Annotated in this window: 20 protein-coding genes; 12 read left to right on the top strand and 8 right to left on the bottom strand. The window is 68.2% G+C overall.

Annotation, left to right across the window (positions count from 1 at the left end):
- Positions 1-371: 371 nt before the first annotated feature.
- Entirely contained in the window at positions 372-1,142 is a 771-nt protein-coding gene (locus tag ABIA38_RS32010) for a hypothetical protein (protein WP_424642384.1), read from the bottom strand.
- Between the two features lie 641 nt (positions 1,143-1,783).
- On the opposite strand from ABIA38_RS32010, the gene ABIA38_RS32005 reads away from it, so the two are divergent.
- From ABIA38_RS32005 to ABIA38_RS31995, 3 genes are all read left to right on the top strand, one after another.
- Positions 1,784-2,719 (top strand): erythromycin esterase family protein, encoded by a 936-nt coding sequence (locus ABIA38_RS32005; RefSeq protein ID WP_424642383.1) that lies wholly within the window; start codon positions 1,784-1,786, stop codon positions 2,717-2,719.
- A 497-nt stretch (positions 2,720-3,216) separates the two neighbouring features.
- Positions 3,217-3,408: a helix-turn-helix domain-containing protein gene (locus ABIA38_RS32000; protein ID WP_424642382.1), complete on the top strand. Its 192-nt coding sequence runs from the start codon at positions 3,217-3,219 to the stop codon at positions 3,406-3,408.
- A 614-nt stretch (positions 3,409-4,022) separates the two neighbouring features.
- Positions 4,023-4,667, top strand: a complete 645-nt coding sequence (locus ABIA38_RS31995; protein WP_424642381.1) for a hypothetical protein — start codon at positions 4,023-4,025, stop codon at positions 4,665-4,667.
- On the opposite strand, the gene ABIA38_RS31990 is transcribed toward ABIA38_RS31995, so the two are convergent.
- Positions 4,613-5,311 (bottom strand): hypothetical protein, encoded by a 699-nt coding sequence (locus ABIA38_RS31990; protein ID WP_424642380.1) that lies wholly within the window; start codon positions 5,309-5,311, stop codon positions 4,613-4,615. The genes ABIA38_RS31995 and ABIA38_RS31990 overlap by 55 nt on opposite strands.
- 169 nt (positions 5,312-5,480) lie before the next feature.
- A complete protein-coding gene (locus ABIA38_RS31985; RefSeq protein WP_424642379.1) occupies positions 5,481-5,861 on the bottom strand; it encodes a hypothetical protein in 381 nt (126 codons plus the stop codon).
- 326 nt (positions 5,862-6,187) lie between these two features.
- Between ABIA38_RS31985 and ABIA38_RS31980 the strand changes: the two genes are divergently transcribed.
- The gene (locus ABIA38_RS31980) at positions 6,188-6,721 is read left to right on the top strand and encodes a hypothetical protein (RefSeq protein ID WP_424642378.1); all 534 of its coding nucleotides are present in this window, start codon (positions 6,188-6,190) and stop codon (positions 6,719-6,721) included.
- Between the two features lie 268 nt (positions 6,722-6,989).
- Entirely contained in the window at positions 6,990-8,393 is a 1,404-nt protein-coding gene (locus ABIA38_RS31975; protein ID WP_424642377.1) for a protein kinase domain-containing protein, read from the top strand.
- Between the two features lie 220 nt (positions 8,394-8,613).
- Here ABIA38_RS31975 and ABIA38_RS31970 read toward each other — a convergent pair whose 3' ends face one another.
- Complete coding sequence (locus ABIA38_RS31970) at positions 8,614-9,222, bottom strand: TetR/AcrR family transcriptional regulator (RefSeq protein WP_424642376.1); 609 nt, start codon at positions 9,220-9,222, stop codon at positions 8,614-8,616.
- Positions 9,223-9,330: 108 nt separating this feature from the next.
- Between ABIA38_RS31970 and ABIA38_RS31965 the strand changes: the two genes are divergently transcribed.
- Positions 9,331-10,020: a nitroreductase gene (locus ABIA38_RS31965; RefSeq protein WP_424642375.1), complete on the top strand. Its 690-nt coding sequence runs from the start codon at positions 9,331-9,333 to the stop codon at positions 10,018-10,020.
- A gap of 135 nt (positions 10,021-10,155) precedes the next feature.
- Here ABIA38_RS31965 and ABIA38_RS31960 read toward each other — a convergent pair whose 3' ends face one another.
- Positions 10,156-10,728: a hypothetical protein gene (locus ABIA38_RS31960; RefSeq protein ID WP_424642374.1), complete on the bottom strand. Its 573-nt coding sequence runs from the start codon at positions 10,726-10,728 to the stop codon at positions 10,156-10,158.
- Between the two features lie 146 nt (positions 10,729-10,874).
- A complete protein-coding gene (locus tag ABIA38_RS31955; protein WP_424642373.1) occupies positions 10,875-11,603 on the bottom strand; it encodes a DUF4232 domain-containing protein in 729 nt (242 codons plus the stop codon).
- Between the two features lie 453 nt (positions 11,604-12,056).
- On the opposite strand from ABIA38_RS31955, the gene ABIA38_RS31950 reads away from it, so the two are divergent.
- Together ABIA38_RS31950 and ABIA38_RS31945 are read left to right on the top strand one after the other, a co-directional pair.
- Positions 12,057-12,140 carry a tryptorubin family RiPP precursor gene (locus tag ABIA38_RS31950; protein ID WP_424642462.1) on the top strand — a complete coding sequence of 28 codons (84 nt, stop codon included), beginning with the start codon at positions 12,057-12,059 and terminating at the stop codon, positions 12,138-12,140.
- Between the two features lie 184 nt (positions 12,141-12,324).
- Positions 12,325-13,371, top strand: a complete 1,047-nt coding sequence (locus tag ABIA38_RS31945; RefSeq protein WP_424642372.1) for a cytochrome P450 — start codon at positions 12,325-12,327, stop codon at positions 13,369-13,371.
- A 302-nt stretch (positions 13,372-13,673) separates the two neighbouring features.
- Here ABIA38_RS31945 and ABIA38_RS31940 read toward each other — a convergent pair whose 3' ends face one another.
- Entirely contained in the window at positions 13,674-14,432 is a 759-nt protein-coding gene (locus ABIA38_RS31940; protein ID WP_424642371.1) for a hypothetical protein, read from the bottom strand.
- Between the two features lie 149 nt (positions 14,433-14,581).
- Between ABIA38_RS31940 and ABIA38_RS31935 the strand changes: the two genes are divergently transcribed.
- Positions 14,582-14,947 (top strand): hypothetical protein, encoded by a 366-nt coding sequence (locus ABIA38_RS31935; protein WP_424642370.1) that lies wholly within the window; start codon positions 14,582-14,584, stop codon positions 14,945-14,947.
- Positions 14,948-15,112: 165 nt separating this feature from the next.
- On the opposite strand, the gene ABIA38_RS31930 is transcribed toward ABIA38_RS31935, so the two are convergent.
- Entirely contained in the window at positions 15,113-15,574 is a 462-nt protein-coding gene (locus ABIA38_RS31930; protein ID WP_424642369.1) for an ATP-binding protein, read from the bottom strand.
- Between the two features lie 288 nt (positions 15,575-15,862).
- On the opposite strand from ABIA38_RS31930, the gene ABIA38_RS31925 reads away from it, so the two are divergent.
- The 3 genes from ABIA38_RS31925 to ABIA38_RS31915 all read left to right on the top strand — a co-directional run bounded on the left by ABIA38_RS31925 (position 15,863) and on the right by ABIA38_RS31915 (position 18,090).
- Positions 15,863-16,705 (top strand): helix-turn-helix domain-containing protein, encoded by an 843-nt coding sequence (locus ABIA38_RS31925; protein ID WP_424642368.1) that lies wholly within the window; start codon positions 15,863-15,865, stop codon positions 16,703-16,705.
- 155 nt (positions 16,706-16,860) lie between these two features.
- Positions 16,861-17,079: a DUF397 domain-containing protein gene (locus ABIA38_RS31920; protein WP_424642367.1), complete on the top strand. Its 219-nt coding sequence runs from the start codon at positions 16,861-16,863 to the stop codon at positions 17,077-17,079.
- A gap of 174 nt (positions 17,080-17,253) precedes the next feature.
- Positions 17,254-18,090: an alpha/beta hydrolase gene (locus ABIA38_RS31915; RefSeq protein ID WP_424642366.1), complete on the top strand. Its 837-nt coding sequence runs from the start codon at positions 17,254-17,256 to the stop codon at positions 18,088-18,090.
- Positions 18,091-18,410 lie beyond the last annotated feature (320 nt).

Genomic DNA, 18,410 nt, shown 5'->3' with positions numbered 1-18,410 from the left:
TCCCCGCGGATGGTGCCGTTCGCTGGTGCCGTCCGCCGGCCCTGCCGAGGCCCGCGCGAGGACGAACCCGGACGGTACGTCGGTCTCGAACTGCTCCAGCTCTTCCGCCGACGCGGGTGCCCCGTGCTCGCGCAGGTCCCGTACGACTGCCGGCGCCGCCAAGGCGGCATGAGACTTGCTGCGGATGCCCACATCAAACGGTTTCGGCGCCAGATGGCCGCCGATGGCCACACTCGATCTTGTTGCCGTCGACATCCGTGACATAGCCGTGGAGCCCGTTGAAGTGCACCGTCACCGTCACCGTCCCGCTTGGCCGGCGGAGTACTCAACACCCGCTCGGCTGAACCCGGTGAACCTTCGCGGTCAGAGCATCAGGCGACGAGATCGTCGAGGTTGATTGTCTGGTCGGCGGGCGGTGCAACCGGTGTGCACGACTGCTTCGAGGGGGTGAGGGTGAGGCGCACCGGATTCGGGCCGTCGTGTGTGACCTTGACGGGGTACGGCTTGCCTTCGGCGAGGACGTAGATGGTCCTGGTGTTCTGGTCCGAGTCGGCGGCCTGTAGCGCGACGACGCGTTTGCCGTCGACCTCGGATGTCGTGCCCTTGTCGAAGGTGTTTTGCTTCGGATCCCCGAAGATCGAACCGATGCTTTCGAGCGGATCGTTGTCGTCGACCGTCTTCATCAGCTGCTTGCCCGCGAACGAAGCGGCCCGCTTGTCGATCTGAGCCTGAGTCAGCTTCGTCCAGGCACCGGTCTTCCGCCAGAACGCTTCGTCGCCGCGGAGGTAGAGCTTCCCGCCGACCACGGTGATCTCGGCCTTCGTGTCCCGGATCGTCATGGTGCCCTGAAGCTCCCGACCCGCGTGCACGCACACGTCGAAATCCGCGCGCGAGGCGTCTTGCACCATGTCCCCGGTGAGCTTGAAGTCCTCACCTTGCAACGCCGCCACCGCTTCGTTGGTGAGCGTCAGGGAGTCCTTGTCGGCGTTCGTGACCTGGACAGGGCCCTTGTCACCGTTGACGTCCTTGGCCTTCTTGTCGCCGCTGTTGCCCTTGCCGCCTCCACCACCTCCGCAGGCGGTGACGGTGACGAGTCCGAGGACGACGGCGGAGAGGGCCGTCGCAACGCGATTGATTCGCACGGGGATGTGTTCCTTGCCGAGGGGAGGGCTATTGCCAACCAGCAACTACGTACTACCGACTACGAACTACCAACGCGTCAGTATTACGATCGCGCTCCCGGCCGCCACAACCGCTCCTCCCCGCGCGTCCGGCGGCGGCTCCGCCGTCACCACCGCTGCTGCGGACCGGACTACAACCCGGGCCCGTGATCGGGCCCGTGATCGGGCCCGTGATCGAACTCCGGACCAGGGTCCTGTTTCGGGTGCCGTGGCAGGACCCTGGTCCCCTTTGTGATCTCCTTCCGCGGGCGGACGAGGAGGCGTCGGGCGGGTGATGGGCTGGGATCCGTCGGGGACGCCCGGCAACTTCCCCGGCCCGGGCGCAACTTGTCATCGGTGACCGGACCCGGGACGCCGTCGACCTCGCCGAATTCTCCTGGGGCCAAGCGCACCTCGCAGGCGTAACGCGACCGCGCCGGAGCCGAGTTCGTGATCGACATCGACATCGACTGACCGACTGACCGACTGACCGACTGACCGACTGACCGACTGTTCGAGTCGAGGAGTGATCGGCATGAGCGAGAAGACGACGATCGGGCGACGCCCACTGCTGGTGGCGGTCGCGGCCACGGCGGGGGCCCTGCTCGTCCCCGCGCCGGGTCGTGACCGAGGCCCTGGGCGGATCGCCGTTCGAGCGCCGGGAGTTCCTGCATCTGATCGAGTGGATGCGGGACCACAACCGACGCCGGCCCGGCCGCCGGGTCCACTTCATGGGTGACGACGCCGGTGCGCCCAGGATGGGCGACGCCTTCTTCGAGCGGGTGACGGGCTACGTCGGCCGGCACCACCCGCGGCTGCTGTCCCGCTTCACCGAGCTCTACACCGGCCTGCGCCCCCTCGACGACGTCTTCGCGTACCTGTCCCGACCGCTCGCGGAACGGCAGCGCCTGGCGGCCAACGCCCGGCAGGCCCTGGAGCTGTTGGCCGGCCAACGCGATGCGGGCGGCCAGGAGTTCGAGTGGACGGTGCAGCACGCCCGGTCCATCGCCCAGACCGCCACGTTCCTCGGCCACGACTTCGACGACCCCGAGGCGCCGGCCGCCGCGCAGCTCTACCGCGACCGGCTGATGGCCGACAACATCGCCTGGTGGCAGCGACACACCGGCCACCGGATACTCCTGTCGGCACACGACGGGCATGTGGGATACGTCAGCGCCAGGCCCGAGGCATACCCGAAGGTGCAGGGCGCGTTCCTGCGCGAGACGCTCGGCAACGCGTATCTCGCCATCGCCACCACCTTCGACCAGGGCTCCTTCCTGTCCCAGGACCGGAGCCTCGTCGGCCCGTGGAAGAAGTTCACGGTGGACGCGGCCGCTCCCGGCACCAACGAGTACACCCTCGACCAGGTCCGCTACCGCGACTACTTCCTCGACACCCGCAACGCCCCGGCCGCGGCCCGGGCCTGGCTCGACACGGCGCGCCCCACCCGCCAGATCGGCACCCAATTCCCGGATCCGCTCGACGACATCGCGCTCGGCCCGTCCTACGACGTCCTCATCCATCTCCACCGGGTCCGGGAGGCCGACACGCTGCGGTGAGGCCGCCGCGCGCCGCGGTACGGCCCGGCCCGGACCACGATGGCCGACCCGGCGCTGGTCGAACTCGCGATCAGCGCCGACAGCGACGAGGCGGCCAGGGCCCGGGCGTTGCGGCTCCTGGGTTTCGCCGCCGACCTGCCGGTGCGTGCCGTTGCCGTACGCTCGCGGCTTCCGCCGGCCCGGATCGGCGACCTGATCTGCCCGGCCCGCCCGGTGAAGGCGGCGCCGCCGGCCGACGTGGGCGTCATCCTGGCCGGCGCGGTCGATATGGCCCGGTTCCCGGCGGAGGTACGCGCGGGTATCGGCGCCGCCGACAGCCCGGATCGATCCTGGCGCGAGGCCCGTACCGCCCTCCGCTTCACCACCGCGTCCCGCCCGATCGTCCGCTACGAGGAACTGGGCGCGTCGGCGCTGCTCACGCAGAGATCCCGCAGGATGCCGTACGAGACCACGCCGATGTCGTCGCGATCGCCGAACTCGCGCGCATCCCGGAGGACTTGGCGACCCTGGACGCCTATTGCGCCACCGATTCGCTGCGTCGGGCCGCCGATCTCCTGCACCTGCACCACAGCAGCGTCTCGCGTCGACTGGACCAGATCGGCAAGATGCTCCGGATCGACCTCACCACGCCAACCGGCTTGTTCCGGGCCAGGGTTGCGCTGACGGCGTGGCGGTTGCTCGACGAGTGAGGGGAGTTCGGCTTCCGTCCAACGTCACTTGGCGGACGGGGCTGCGTGGCACCTGGGTTCGGGTCGGAGGTGCCGACGCTGCGCATCGGAGTATCGGGAGGTGTCGGGAGGTGTCGGAAGGTATTGCCAGATCACGGACCAATCCGGCGGCCCGACTGGGCGATTACCCCCGGTCACGCCTCCTGCACCGTGGCTGATTGCCGTCTGTCGACGCGGTGGGCTGCCGCCGTAGGATCCGGCGACTCGATGATCACGGGTCATCGCGACGGGGCATTGTCGGACTGGTCGAGTGGAAGGGCACCTGGACCAGGATCCTGTTGACGCCCGCCTCGTGCACCGCCTCCGAGCCGGGGCACACACCCGAGCAGGGGGCTCAGGAGCCTTTACCCGACCCGGAGTCGACCGGGCACTCCGAGTCGACGGGGCACTCCGAGTCGACGGGGCACTCCGAGTCGACCGGGCGTCCGGAGTCGACCGGGCACCCAGGATCGACCGGGCGCCCCGAGTCGACCGGGCACCCGGAAGCGACCGGGCGTCCGGAAGCGACGGCCCCCGGTGACGATCCGGCCACGGTGTCGTCCCGAAGGTCGCGGGTCCGCGGGTCCGGTCGCCGTTTGCGCACCCTCACCCACACGATCGCATTCGCCCTCGGTGTCGCCGTGGGGGTCGGCGGTACGCTCGGACCGACCAGGGCGGCGGAGAGCGCCCCGGCTCGCTACCCGGGGGAGGAGCGGGCCTGCCCATCCGGCGCCATCGGGCTCGGCCCGTCACCCGACACCCGGGCCGACGAAGGCTCCGTTGCGCTGGGATCCCCGGCACGGGTGGCGCGCCCGGCGACGGCAGCCCAGGCCCGCTCCGGCTCCGATGTCGTCCTGCCCATCACTTCACCGGTCACCGCCGGGGACACCCTGATCCTCAGCGTCATGCTCACCGCGACCTGTCCCGGCCGTGTCGAGGCGACGGATACGGAAGGCGACACGTTTCGGATCGTCGATGATGTGACCGACTCCCGCCGGCACCGAACCATGATCCTCGCGAGCTTCCATGTGCGTGCTCTCGGCACGGCCGACTCGATCCATCTGACATATCCGCACGCCGGCAAGTACCGGATCGCCGTGGACGATTTCCGCGATATCGGCACCGCCACGACGTACGCCGCGCCGGTGTTCGCGCCCGAGTGGCGGACGCTGCCCACGATCCGGACTCAGGTCGACAGGAGACCAGTGATCAGGCGGGCCCTTACCGCGGTCATTGCCTGAGAGCACGGAAACGTAGCCACCGCGGCGGCCACTTCGTCATCGTGGAGTCGCGCGAAATCGGGATCGTGCTGCAGGCCCGTCATCGAGTTCGCGTCCATGACGCCGTTCCCCGTGGAGGGTTTCCTCGCGATGTCCTGACGGCGCTTCGCGAGCCGACCCACAAGATCGTCGCGACTCGAGTATCCGGGATACCCGGCCTCGGCCGAACAACTTGCCCACGTGGTCAACGCGTCCCGGTACTCCTTGGTCTTCTCCACCTTTCCTTCGATCCGCGCGTACAGAGACTGCGCGGCATCCAGCCCTTGCTCGGAGTTCGCGCCCCGGCCCGCCGAGGTGACGCAGGCGGACAGGGCGGAGGAGTAGTCCTGCCGGCGCTGCTGGGGCAGCGACTTGTAATAGGTGTCGTTGTCGGGTGCCTGCTTCTGGAACTGCGGGATCGACGTCACCCCGAAGCCTCGGCTGCGCGCATCGGCGATGCTGGTCGGGTCCACGCTGCCATGGAGATCCAGCAGGGAGCCGACGGGTTGCGGGTAGTACCGGAACCCCTTGCCCGACATGCACTCCTGGGTAAGCGCTTCCTTTCGGCCGGCCAGGCCGACGCGGATGTCGTCGGCCTGCTGCTTCGGCAACAACTCGGCGAGCATGAGCACATCTTGGTGAATCCTGGCGGGATCGCCGGCCGCGCGCTCATGGGTGCCGCCACAGGCGGCGGCACCCATGAGGACGGCTACGGCCAGCGTGATTCCCGCACCACATCGCATGCGAGGCAATGCCTTCTACTCCCGTAGAGGTGTGACGTGGGCGGCTGGTTCATCACGACGACGTGTACAAGGCACCGTTTCCGTAGAGGGTGTTGCGGTAGCCCGCGTTGCCGCAGTCGATGTGGGACGCGTTGCTGTTGTCGTAACTCTTGCCGCCGGCGAGGATCCAGTTCCCGTTCTCGCATTGCGCGAGTGCTTGGACGTAGCCGCCGCCCGATTGCATGTTCGCGAGAGCCTGTGACCAGCCGTCGGTGACGCGGAACCAGATGTCCGAAACCGCGCCATTTTTCCAGGTGTTGAGCTGATCGCAGCGTTGGTTGGTACACCTGAAGTCTTCTGCGGAAGCCGGTCCGGCCATGATTGCGCCGGCGCTGCTGAAGGCGATCATCGCCGCGGCAACAGCCGCGTACTGACGCACCGATGGTTTGCGCATCTGTCTCGTCCCTTCCCCTTCTGGTGAGGATTCCGTAGGGGACCTTTGGGTTCCGTACGGAAAACGAGCCGCAGTGGTGCTCGAAGCGGTCTCGGAGCCGAGCCTGGCCGCAAGCTCAGGTGTCCCACCAGCGCCTTGGACGCACTCGGACGACCTTGGACGGCCCGGTCGGATGAGCCACGGGTCAGCAGCGGGTGGTGAGCTCGGCGGTTGAATTCCGGAGGTCGGTATCCGAGCCCCGGTCCGCCATCCGGGGACCGACGACCGCCTGCGATACTCCGCACAGTGATCACTGGGTGCTCACACGAGAGATTGGAGGCAAGAGCATGTCACGGACCGATATCCACCGGCGACGCGCCCTCACGGGGCTCATGGCCGGCGCGACGCTGATTTTCCTCGCCGGATGTGGTTCGTCGAGCACTGCGAAGACCGACGCGGCAGCGCCCCCGGCAACACCCCCGGCAGCGGGCACCGGCGCCGGCCCGAAGGCGAAGTCCGGCAAGGGCAGCGCCGACGTGACCGTCAGTGGCGCGGAGTCCGGCTCCATCAAGGCATCCGACAGCACCTGCACCGTAATCAAGGGCGAACTGGAGTCCTTCCAGGCGCCGTCGGACCAGAACGCCGGCGGCCCGAGCGTCGCCGCTGTCCAGTCGGGCACCGGCTGGATGATGCCGGTCAGCACCGCCGCCCACGTCGGCGGCTACGTGAAGAACGACGCGACCGGCATCAAGGCGACGAAGACCGGCGACAGCTGGACGGTCACGCTGACCGGCACTGAGGTGTTCGCCACCTACGAACTCGGCAAGACGGTCACGCTCAACGGAACGATCACCTGCGGCGAGGTCATCAACGCCGGCTGACCGGCCGAACATCGAGACCTTGCGTCGACGGATGTCGAGTCGGACTTCGTAGCCGTTCGCGTCGACCATCACCCGGCAGCGGGCACCTGGCACCTGGCAGCGGGGCCGGCGTGCTTGGCGACGTTGGTGAGTGCCTCCCGCACGATCCGGTGGACGGTCGGCGCGACGGCTTCGGGAACACCCTCGACACCGTAGGTGGTCAACTGGGCGTCGGCCTCAGGGCACTTGATCGGACGGGGCGTATATTCGCGGGCCTATATTCACTGCCATGGATGAGGATCTTGCGCGGGTGTTGGCAGGCCGCTATCGGTTGATCGGCAAGTTGGGGCAGGGCGGTATGGGTACCGTCTGGCGCGCTCATGACGAGCAGTTGGACCGTGAAGTGGCGGTCAAGGAGCTTCGACTGCCCGAGCACCTCACCGCCGCCGAGCGGGACACCTGGATCACCCGGCTGGACCGGGAGGCCCGCGCCGCCGCGCGACTCAAGCATCCGGGCATCGTCACCGTCCATGACCGAATAACCGATGCGGACCAACACCACTGGATCGTCATGGAGTTGGTGCACGGTGGGTCCCTGGCCGACCTGATCGCCGCGCAGGGGCCGCTGCCCCGAGAGCAAGTGGCCCGCATCGGGCTACTGATCCTGGACGCACTTCGCGCCGCTCATCAGGCAGGCATCACCCACCGGGACATCAAGCCCGCCAACATCCTGTTGGAAGAGAGTCGGGTCGTGCTGACCGACTTCGGCATCGCCGCCGTCGCCGGCGACGCGACCCTGACCGTCTCGGGCATGCTCGTCGGGACCCCGGCCTACATGGCCCCCGAGCAGGTACGCGGCCTGCCGGCCACAGCCGAATCCGATCTCTGGTCGCTGGGCGCAACCCTGTACACCGCAGTGGAGGGCCGCCCCCCGTTCGCCGGCACAAACCCCGGGGCGGTCCTCGTCGCGGTCGCGACGGACGAGCCCGCCACCGCCCTGTACGCCGGCCCCCTCGAACCGGTACTCAGGGGCCTGTTGTGCAGGGACCCGGCCGAGCGGCTGACCCTCGATCAGCTCCAGGCGGTGTTGGCGCCACTCGCCCCCGATCGGCACACAGGGCGAGACGAGCCCGTCCCGGCGCCTCACCAGGAGGCGCCGACGGCCCCACCTCGTCCGGGTCGGCCCCCGAACTCCGCGTCGCCACCGGTCCAACGCCGCAGGGGGCCCACTTGGATCATGCTGGTCACAGTCGCGGTGTTGGCTCTCGCGGTGGGCGGGTCGGCAGTCGGATATGTGATGTACGACAGGGGCCGTACCGACGAGGCGACCAGCATGTCCCAGGTCAACCTGCGCGCCGCCAGAGACCTCCAGGAACCCGCCGGATTCACCCGACAGTCCGAGACCGGCATCGGCGCCGGGAAGGTACGAGTGACGTACAAGGCATCCGACGCATGCACCACTGCCATGCAATGCCGCGACAAGGTCGAGGCGATCACCACCTGGCTGAAAACCCGTCCCGGGGTGGCAGCTGTGCTCCCGCCCAGATCCGGCTTGACCGGCCAGGGCTGCACCAGCCCGGGGAAATGTCCGATATCCATCACGCCTGCCCGTGAACCATCCATCCTCAACGGGCAGTTGTACACCGAGAACGGCGACGAGAGCCGGCTCCTCTTCCAGATCGACATCGGCTGAGTCGACGAGCCGTCGAACAGTCGAACACGGGGAGGCCGCCGCCTTCCGGCCGAACTTCGGTCGAACCACAGGTCTTGACCATGACTCGCCGGCGGGGCCGGGCCTTGATTGGGACGCTGCCGGCGTTCGGGAACACCCGCCCGGATCGCGCCGCTGGACCACCGGCCGGGTGGCCGACGGGCCGACGGGCCGGCCGGTTGCGGCGCGGAAACCCTTCGCGTCAGGCCGTGTTCGGGAGGGCGTGGGCGAGGAGGGTCCGCGCTGCGGTCCGTGCGTGTCGGCCGTAGTCCGCTTCGCCGAGCACCATGGCACGACTGGCTGCCCCGTCCGCGAGGGTGACCAATTGTTCGGCGAGTGCGGCGGGTTCGCGGCAGCCCAGCTCCGTCACCAGCGCGGTGACCAACCGCACCATCTCCAGTTTCTGTTCGCGGGCGTAGGAGTGGACCGCGCTGTCCGGATCGGGGAACTCCGCCGCCGCATCGATGAATGGGCACCCGCGTACCGGTGTCGTGTCCGGCATGGGTTCGAACAGCCCGAGGATCCGCTCCAGCGCAGGGGTGTCCTCGCGGGTCAGCACGCTTTCCAACGTGGCCCCCGACGAAGCCAGGTCCTGAAGGTGGGCCATCACCAGGTCGCTCTTGGTCCGGAAATGCGCGTAGAGCGTGCGCTTGGACACCGGTGCCGCCTCCGCGACCTGTTCCATACCGGTCGCGTTGATGCCCTGGGCCGCGAACAGCCGGGCGGCGGCGGCCAGGATGCGCTCTCGTCCGCCCCGCCCCCGCCGCCCTTCGGATGCCGTAGTCGTCGCATTCATCCACGTCGCACTCATTCACCAAGTATACGACTGCGTTTACTTCGAAGGACGCCGCCTGCTACGGTCTCGCAATGTAAACGAACCCGTTTACATTGCTTGCCGTCGAGGAGTGAGGAGTGTTCCATGAGCCGGTGGGCCCCCAGTGAACTGAGTGACTCCGCGGAGCAGCTGATCCGCGGCCGTCACGCGACCCGGGCGTTCCGTTCGGAAGCCGTGCCCGAGGACACGATGCGGGCGATCTTCTCGCTCGCCGGCGCCGCGCCGTCCAACTCCAACGCGCAGCCGTGGCAGGTGGAGGTGGCGAGCGGCACCACTCGCGAGCGCTTGGCGTTCGCCTTGCAGGCGGCCCACGCCGCGAACCGAACCTCGGTCGACTTTCCGTATTCCGAGGACATGTACTCCCAGGTGCACCGGGCGCGCCGGGCCGCCTTCGGTGCCCGGTTGTACGGCGCGTTGGGCATCGGTTCCGACGATCACCAGGCGCGGGCGGCCTACGACGCGGAGAGCCTGCGCTTCTACGGCGCGCCGCACGCCGCGTTCCTGTTCGTCACCGGGGACGGTGGAGCTCGGTTGGCAGCCGACGTCGGTGCCTATACGCAGACGCTGCTCCTGGCGATGGCCGCGTACGGCGTGTCGAGTTGTCCGCAGGGGTTGCTGAGCTTTTATGCCGACACGGTCCGCGCCGAACTCGGAGTCACCGGCGGGCAATTGCTCGTGGGCGTCTCCTTCGGCTACGCCGACGAGAGCGCACCGGTGAACCAGGTCACGACCGAGCGGGCCGCGCTCGAAGCGGTGACAACCTTCCACGGCTAGGGCTGTGACCGCGTAGGTCCGCCGCCGGGTTGGGTTGGGCCGCGTGCACCACGTTTGATCACGCTTGGCAGGAGCGTTGCAGCGCGGTCCGGTTCCCGCAGGAGCCGGTTCATGGAGCGGCAGCGGTGGTGTTGCTCAGCGGCGGATGGTGGCGGTGAGGCCGGGGTGGGTGGCGGTGAAGGAGTCAAAGAGTGCCCGGAGTTGCCCTTCGCGACGTTCGCGGATGTCGCGAAGGACGATGCGTGTGGGGTAGGGCGGGAGCTCGTGGCGCCATTGCCGTTCGAGCGCGGCGAGAGCGGCGTGCAGGCGTGCGTATTCGGGGCTGTCCGGCGGGTCGGACGGGTCGGACGGGTCGGACGGGTCGGACGGGTCGGACGGGTCCGGATCGTCGTGGCCGTGGGTGACGGCGAGGCCGGAGGGTCGGCCGAACGACAGGGCGGCTTGGGAGAAGAAGGTTGCCCCTTCCCGCGGTCCCAGGTCCACGCCGTAGACGAGGGTCATGTTCGAGTTCAGCGCGTCCGTGACGCGCTCCAGGAGCCGTTGCGCCTCCGGGCGGCCCGGCTCGGTCAGTCGCCACTCGAGGACTTCCAGGGAACCGATCGACGGCCGGAACATGAACATGGCGTTGCCGCGCCTGCGACCCCGCTTGCCCCTCAGTCTGCGGCCCAGACGCTTTCTCTGGGCTTCCTCGCGGCGACTGCGACTCATGGGGACGCTCCTTCGTTCTCTCGAATGACGATTCGACAGCCCTGCGACGACACCGGAGAGAGGGGGCCCACACCCGCACCGAAACCGCACCGTCGTCCTGGCCCCGGGCAATCCGGGCCGTCCGCGCCTGGATGTCAGCCTGCAGGTCAGCCGCCCTGGCCGGCGCTTCCGATCGGGCCGACCTTGACCCCAGAGCCGGCGCCGTCCGTGACGGGCAGCGTGGCGGCGCCCGGCCACTGGAGGGTGATCGTCTTGGTCTCTCCGGGCGGGGTCACCAGCAGACCCGTGATACGGACGCCGGAGCCGCCGGTGTCGTTGGTCGGGTAGGTGATGCCGAAGGACACCGATGTGTTGCTCTTGAGGATGAACGGCTCTGCCGGCGCGCCGATGCGCTTCGCGGACAGCGGCCCCGCGTTGGTCTGCAGGTCGACGCCCGCGAATCCGGACATCGTGCAGTTGTGGCCGATGTTCTTCATCGTTACCGCGACACTGCGATCGGCGTCGCCGCCGATGGTGTTGTCCATCGCCGTGATGTTCAAGTCGTCGGTGCGGCACTTGCCGATCGTGTCGTTGTCGCCGGCGGCGCCGGTCCCGGCGGTCGTGCCCTGCCCGCCGGAGCTCTTCCCGGTGGAGCTCTTTCCGGTGGAATCCTTCCCGGCGGTGTCCTGCCCGCCGCCCTGATTGCTGCCCTGATTGCCGCCCGTGGTCGCCGAGCCGGACGAGGTGGCCGCCGTGCCGGCCGGGGCGGCGGGCGGAGGGGCCTGCGCGGCGCCCGAGTTCGAGTTCGAGTCCGTGCCCTGGCAGGCCGTCATCAGCATGGCGCCGCCGACGATGGCGGCGGAGACGAGGACGGCCTTGCGACGGTTGCCGGACATGAGGAACCCCTTGGTATCCAGTGGTGGTTGGCGCCGAGGTGGTTTCGGCTCCCCGGTGCTTGTGTGATCACTATGGCGGCGCGGTGAGCCGAGGGGATACGGGAGTCGTCGGTCCACGACATCGCTGTCGCAGACCGGTGACATGGTCACGGAGAAGACCAAGTGTCGGCCCGGTACGCCCCGTTCGACACCCTGGCGACCACACGTCTGCCCTGGTGACAGCCCTTGCGGTGCGGCTGGGTGATGGTGTTACACGAGTCTTGCCGTCCTGTGCTGCGGTCGTCGTTCCCACTGTCGACGGCAGCCGAGCACGGGCTTACCCGGGAACGCTCATTCGAGCTGTGAACCCTCTTCCGGGTGAAAAGGCACGACCGTCGGTTGGGCACGATCGCCATGGGAAACGACCTCACCGCGTCGCATTTCCCATGATGACGCTCCACAAGGAGGTGTGCAGTGACGAAGCTTCTCTTCGCCATCCGCAACGCGGTGTCCGAGCGGCAGAGCCTGAAGTCGAAGGCTTGGTACGCCTGGTACTGAGCCGACCCTTCCAGCACCCCCGTCGTGTGACCGGCGTCGTTTTCGCCCACCGGGCGTCGATTTCGCCCACCGCACGACGGGGGCGCCTCACCTTCGCGCCTCACCTTCGCGCATCCCCTCCGGGAACCGGGCGGGCCTCCCCGAGCAGCGCCCGAGCCGTCTTCGAGAACTCCGGAAGAACGCCATGTCGCTGCTTTCCCTGCCACAGTCCCGCACCACCGTGTTCTCCCCACGGCTGGCCGCGCTGCTCCGGGACCACGTGGGCCAGGACGTCTTCCGGCTCGAACCGGACACCGTAGGCATCGCCGGACCCGAAGTCGCCGACCGTATCCTGGCCTCCCGCCGTGCCACGGAGACCGAACGGCCCACCTTCAAACCACTGCACGGGCGTTCCATCTCCCGGATGGAGGGCTCGTCCGTGATGCGGACCATCGGCGCGGACGTACGCGACGCCCTCAAGCGACCTCTGCCCGAGGACGTGGACCTGACCGGCCCCTGGCCCCTCACCGGCCATCTCTTCCTGCGTGACCTGATTCTCGGCAAAGACCCCGGCCGGCTGCGTCTCCTGATGAGCCGCAACCTCGAACTCACCCCCAAGCTCACCTGGTCGGTGATCGCGGTGGGTGCCGCACTGCCCGGCCGGCCCCGGCCCGGTGACACGCTGACCGCTCTCGCGGCACGCGTCGCCGAAGCCACCGGCTACCAGGACCGCCGTTATGCGATGGGCATCTACCGCAGGGCCGCCGCCCCGGTCTGCTTCACCGTCTCGACGCTCGTCGCGAACGCCCTCTGGCTCGGGGCGGCATTCGACGAGGACACCTCCAACCGGAACATCATCCACGAGTCCCTGCGACTGCTGCCCCCGTCGTGGAACCTTCTGCGCAACGCCTCGCCGGAGTACCCGGCCATCGACAGTCGCATCGGTCCCGACGACGACGTACTGCTGCTTCCGCTGCTCTCGCACCGCGATCCGGCGCTGTGGGCGGCCCCGGACGAGTTCCGTCCCGAACGCTGGGACGAACTCGACCCCGACAACACCCCCGGATACCTCCCCTTCGGCCACGCCTCGGAACGCTGCTGGGGACGCCACCTGGTCATGCCGCTCGCCGAACTCCTCCTCGACCGGGTCCGCGCCGCCGGCCTGGTGATCGACCCGAAGCAGCGCGTCGCCAAGGTTCCACTGTCGGGGCTGCTCGGAGTGGACGAGGTCCGACTGATCAAGCCGGTGTGACCGGAAAGGGCCCAGGCCGTGCGTGGGGTGGGCCATCCGCCGCGGACAGGACTACCCACTCCGCGTCACTGCCCCGATCACTCTCGCCGGTACTTCCTGCATTCCTACTACTCACGCCGGACTCGACACCGGCCGGGTATCGGGTGAAGCGGCGCCGGTCCTAGCGAGACCGACGCCGCTTCCTGCTCGTGTCCTGCGTTGCCACGGCGCAGGACACGTCCCGCGCGGTCGCAGGCCGGGCGGACCGGGCGGGGAAAGGCAGGTGGGACCCGCCGGAAGGGTGGACGACGGGCCCCACCCGTTCAGGGGATGGGCTGGTCGGCGGGCGCGCGCGTGGTGGGCAGGCGGCCGGGTCGGCCGGTCACGGCGGCGGCGCAGGCGTGGACGGTGGCCCAGCGGGGGAGATGGTCGCGGATCGTACGCCGACACGGGCATTCGTGGGCGGCGCGCATCGCGAACGCGGCGACCATGGCGTTGCAGTAGCTCGCCATCGTGGTCTCGCACCACTGCCACGGGACTTGTTGGTCGGGTCCGGCGAGGGAGGCCAGATATACGCCGAGGTTGTAGCCGATGTCCACGACGATCGGCTGCAACGGAACCATCGTGTGGAACACGCCGCTCTCGGTCACCGCCAGGTGGACGTCGGGTACGACGATGCCGATGGCCATGGCCCCCGTACCCGCCCCGGTCGGGTACTCCTTGAAGGCCGTCGGGATGTCGTCCACGACCGGATCGGGGCGGAACTCCCCGGAGCCGGCACGGTGATCGCCGACCGGCCAGGTATGCGTGGCGGCGTCCAACTCGCCCAGGTAGCTCGGCACGCCGACCAGGTGGGCGTCCCGATTGCGGCCGACGGCGAAGTCCGGGGGGATCGGCAGGCCGGGCACGGTCCAGGCGACCTGGCACAGCCCGTCGGCGGTGAGCCCCGGGGCCAGTTGCAGATCCGCGAGATTGGCCCGCTGCGCGTAGCGGCGCATGGCGTCGGAGGCGTTGGTGAGGGCGACGACATCTGCGGGGGAGAGGGTGTGAACGCCGCCGGAACGCGGCTCGCGCATGGACATGGCAGGACTCCGGGGGTGGTCGGTGAGAGATGGACGAGCGGAGGGTGGCGTTACGAATCCGACGGGCCCTCGCCGGGCGAAGCCGGTAGCCGAAAGGGCCGCAGTAGCAACGGCCGCCCGAGCAACAGGAATAACCGGTATCCGTCCGGATGCGGCTGCCCACTCCGGAATCGCCGATCGAAGTCGTGTATCAGCGAGTGGACTTCGTCGAATCGCGGCAGCGCCACCAACGGCACGATCCAGGCCCCGACGCGGCGCCGGGCCGGTGCCCAGTGCCGGACACCGCCGCGCGGCGCGGGTCGCGCGCGGCACAGTACGAGAGCGAGGCGCCCGACGTCATCGACGTGGCCGCAGCTGCTGACGGCGCGCGCGAGGGCTTGGATTCGCGCGGCGGGAACGGACTCCGCTTCGTCGGCGGGGAGTTCCTTGCGCAGTATCTCGGCAAGACACACCGCAGCATGCTCGGTGTGTGCGGTCCCCCAGAACTCCCGTACGGAGACCCGCCGAACGGGTAGATCGTGGCGCGGCCACCACCGCGAACTCCCGGGCTCGGGCTGCGCGGGGGGTGCGGACGGCGTGATTGAGACCTTGGCGATTGTCACTTGGGGGCTCCCGGGAGTGTGATCGCAGGGAACTGACCTGGAAATGAAGCGAGTTGCTGTCATCTCGATCAAGGCTGTCTACGCCACCCGCCGTGCGAACGCCCGTCCGAGGCCCGCGATGGAGCACGGAAACGCAACACGGCTGATTTTCCGGGGCGGACGAGATGCGTGTCCGTCGGCCCGCATCACCACGTACTGCTCGGTGAACGAAAGCACCAGCAACAACCCCCGGCCACCTTCGGTGTCATCGCTGACCCACTGTGCGTGCGGCAGCTTCTGCGGCGCATCGTCCCCGACGTCGACGATCAGCCGCCCGTTGCGCAACTCCCAGTCGAGGGACACCAGTCCGTGCCCCACGTGCCGGACCGCGTTGGTCACCAACTCGGATACGACGATGAGGACCATTGCCACGATGTCTGCCTCCAAGCCCGCCGCAGCACAGACCGCCGCTATGTATTCGCGGGCCTGCTTGGGGGCGTGGACTGTCATCGGCAGCTCGACCAGGGCCATTGGCGGCGCCTTGGTCGTGAATTCGGGCATGGCGGAATAACCCCTTGCGGAAGGGCGATCATGATGTACTGGTGGCGTCGGCGCGCAGCTGGCAACTGCGTCGTACGACAGGAGGCTTGCGTGGACGGGCAGTGCTCGCAGCCACGATGAATAGGCTCGTTCCGTACGCAGGGCCAGGTCAAGCCAATCAGGCCCCATTCTGGGATATACCAAAAGATACCTAACCCATCCCAGGCGTCCGGTGACCGAGGCTACGATCGATCGGGGGGATCGCGTTCGACGCGTTCCGACGAACAGGCTTTACGGGATGGTGAATTGATGAAACCGGCCATGGATGGCAACAGCAGGCGCACCTTGGGAAGGCTCCTGCGTTATCACCGCGAGGATCGCGGCTGGACCGGAACCGAGGTCGGGAAGCGCCTGGGTTGCTCGCAGGCCCAAGTCAGTCGCCTCGAAGGCGGACAGCGCATCCCTACGGTGGCCAACCTTGAGACCCTCGCCACCGCATACCAGCTCAGCGACGAGGAGTACGCGGAACTGAAGCGGCTTCGACAGCAGGCGCGCGAAGCCGAGGAGCCGTGGTGGATGCCGTACAACGTCGGTGTCGGGTATGCGCGACTGCTGGAGGCTGAGGAGTCCGCTGTACGGCTGTCCGACTACCAAACCGTCCTGATCCCAGGCCTTCTCCAGACGCCCGCATACGCCCTTGCGGTGACCGGTGGGGGTAGTAACGACCTCGGTCGCACCGAGGTGGACGGGTATACCGAGCTTCGGTTGCGGCGGCAGAAGCGCCTGTTCGACCCACGACCACTCGCACTCGAAGCGATCGTGACCGAAGCGGCTCTGCGGTTCGTCGTGGCAGGAAAGGATGCGCACAGGGCTCAGCTACGCCACCTGCTCGACATGGTCGATCAACATGAGCACGTGACCATTCTGATCATTCCCTACGAGGCGGGAGAGGATGGTATTCGATCAAATACGTTCAACGTGTATGAGATGCCACACGGCGAGGCCGATGTGGCCTTTGGCGAATCGAGGGCAGGCACCGATGTGTTCGCAACGCCGCTGGTAGTACGCAGCTATCAAAGCCGATTCGCAGACCTGCGCAACGCGGCGCTCGGTCCGGACGAAAGCCGTGACCTTCTCAGCAGCTTCCTATGATCGGCCGGTACCGAGCATCCGACCAGCGTGCGATTCTCCCGGAGGCGTTTTGCCATAGCTGGGCAGATGCACCGAACGTGAGATCCTGCGGGAGACGATTCACGTGCCCATCGGTGGGCTCGGCCTGCTGATCAACGCCGAAGGAGAGAACCGGTATGGACCACGCCGTGCTCAAGGCCACGACGCTGCTGAACGCCACGTGGCGTACCAGTACTTACACCAATGACAATAACCAATGCGTGGAGGTGGCAAGCCTTCCGACCGCCGTTGCCGTACGCGACTCGAAAATTCCAGTCGGCCCAGCCCTCCTGTTCGGCACCGCCGCGTTCGCCCAGTGCGTTGGGTCCATCGCCACCGAAGTGTCCGTCACATGAATCGAGTTCGACTTGCGGAGAGCCGGTCCCGTTGATCCGGGCGCTCGGTACCGTCGCATAGCGGCTTTGCTGCCGAGGCCCCTGGTCCGGGGCTCCGAGGCCCCGGACCAGGGGCCTCGGCGCGCTTCCGAACTTCGCCCCTCAGGCCGAACGTTGTCCACGGAGGTTCTTCCGATGATTCAGCCACATATCGCGTCGACTGACCCCCACCTGATCTTCCGGAGCCTGGACGGCCTCCGTCTCCAGGGCACCCTGGTGCGTCCGGACCAAGACCCCCTGGGCGCCGTCGTGTTGGTACACGGTGGCGGCGTCACCCGCGAGGAGGGCGGCTTCTTCGGCCGCCTCGCCGAAGGACTCGCGGCGGCCGGCTTCGCCTCGCTGCGCTTCGACCTTCGCGGACACGGGGAAAGCGCCGGTCGGCAGGAGGACTTGACCCTGGCCGGCATCGTCAACGACATCCGGGCCGCCGTCGAAGTCGCGAACGAGACGGCCGGCGGCCAGGTCCATCTGATCGGCGCCAGCTTCGGGGGCGGTGTCAGCGCGCTCTACGCCGCCCGTCACCCGGGCACCCTCCGCAGCCTGATCCTCTTCAACCCGCTGCTCGACTACAAGAAGCGCTTCGTCACCGACAAGCCCTACTGGCACGACGACCACCTCGACACCGACGCCGCCCAGGCGTTGACCGAGCGCGGATTCCTCGCCCACTCACCGACGTTCCGACTCGGCTGCCCACTCCTCAACGAGGTCTTCCACCTCCACCCCCACGAGGAACTGGCCGCGATCCGCATCCCGACGCTGTTCGTGCACGGCACCGCCGACACCTTCATCCCGATCGACAGCTCACGCCACTACGTCCGACACCTCGGCGGAAAGGCCGAACTCGTCGAACTCGACGGCGCCCAGCACGGATTCGCCGTCCACGACGACCCGCAGTATGCCGACCCACAGACCCAACGCTGGCAGGCACAGGTCGTCGAGACCGTCACCGAATGGGTGACCACTCACCGCTGACCACGACAGGTCTCGCACCGATCCGCGCGCACAGGCCACGAACGCCCGTGTGCGCGCCAACGCTCCAAGCGGCGTAGGAGGCGTACCAATTCCCGGTACGTGCGGACGGACCCCGTCGAGCCGGCGATCGTGAGCGCTTCGTGGCCGGCCTCGACTGCCTGGGTCGGTTCCCCGGCAGCGGCCGGAGTGCCGGCCATCAAGGCGAGGAAGTATCCGTAATCGCGCCGTGAGAAGGCATTCGGCGCGAGGTGATCGCGATACAGATCCGCAGCCCGCCGTGGGTTGCCCGCCGCGGAGACGTCACCGCACTCCACGTGCTT

Source organism: Embleya sp. AB8 (genome assembly GCF_049739465.1).
Lineage (GTDB): Bacteria > Actinomycetota > Actinomycetes > Streptomycetales > Streptomycetaceae > Embleya.
This window is presented reverse-complemented; position numbering and strand designations above follow the sequence as displayed.

Coding starts and splice junctions, on each gene's coding strand:
- ABIA38_RS31970 (WP_424642376.1), bottom strand. CDS start 9,222: ATGAGTGCGACGTGGATGAATGCGACGACTACGGCATCCGAAGGGCGG.
- ABIA38_RS31960 (WP_424642374.1), bottom strand. CDS start 10,728: ATGAGTCGCAGTCGCCGCGAGGAAGCCCAGAGAAAGCGTCTGGGCCGC.
- ABIA38_RS31980 (WP_424642378.1), top strand. CDS start 6,188: ATGTCACGGACCGATATCCACCGGCGACGCGCCCTCACGGGGCTCATG.
- ABIA38_RS31975 (WP_424642377.1), top strand. CDS start 6,990: ATGGATGAGGATCTTGCGCGGGTGTTGGCAGGCCGCTATCGGTTGATC.
- ABIA38_RS31915 (WP_424642366.1), top strand. CDS start 17,254: ATGATTCAGCCACATATCGCGTCGACTGACCCCCACCTGATCTTCCGG.
- ABIA38_RS31940 (WP_424642371.1), bottom strand. CDS start 14,432: ATGTCCATGCGCGAGCCGCGTTCCGGCGGCGTTCACACCCTCTCCCCC.
- ABIA38_RS31945 (WP_424642372.1), top strand. CDS start 12,325: ATGTCGCTGCTTTCCCTGCCACAGTCCCGCACCACCGTGTTCTCCCCA.
- ABIA38_RS31925 (WP_424642368.1), top strand. CDS start 15,863: ATGAAACCGGCCATGGATGGCAACAGCAGGCGCACCTTGGGAAGGCTC.
- ABIA38_RS31935 (WP_424642370.1), top strand. CDS start 14,582: ATGCGGCTGCCCACTCCGGAATCGCCGATCGAAGTCGTGTATCAGCGA.
- ABIA38_RS31920 (WP_424642367.1), top strand. CDS start 16,861: ATGGACCACGCCGTGCTCAAGGCCACGACGCTGCTGAACGCCACGTGG.
- ABIA38_RS31985 (WP_424642379.1), bottom strand. CDS start 5,861: ATGCGCAAACCATCGGTGCGTCAGTACGCGGCTGTTGCCGCGGCGATG.
- ABIA38_RS31990 (WP_424642380.1), bottom strand. CDS start 5,311: ATGCTCGCCGAGTTGTTGCCGAAGCAGCAGGCCGACGACATCCGCGTC.
- ABIA38_RS31930 (WP_424642369.1), bottom strand. CDS start 15,574: ATGCCCGAATTCACGACCAAGGCGCCGCCAATGGCCCTGGTCGAGCTG.
- ABIA38_RS31965 (WP_424642375.1), top strand. CDS start 9,331: ATGAGCCGGTGGGCCCCCAGTGAACTGAGTGACTCCGCGGAGCAGCTG.
- ABIA38_RS31955 (WP_424642373.1), bottom strand. CDS start 11,603: ATGTCCGGCAACCGTCGCAAGGCCGTCCTCGTCTCCGCCGCCATCGTC.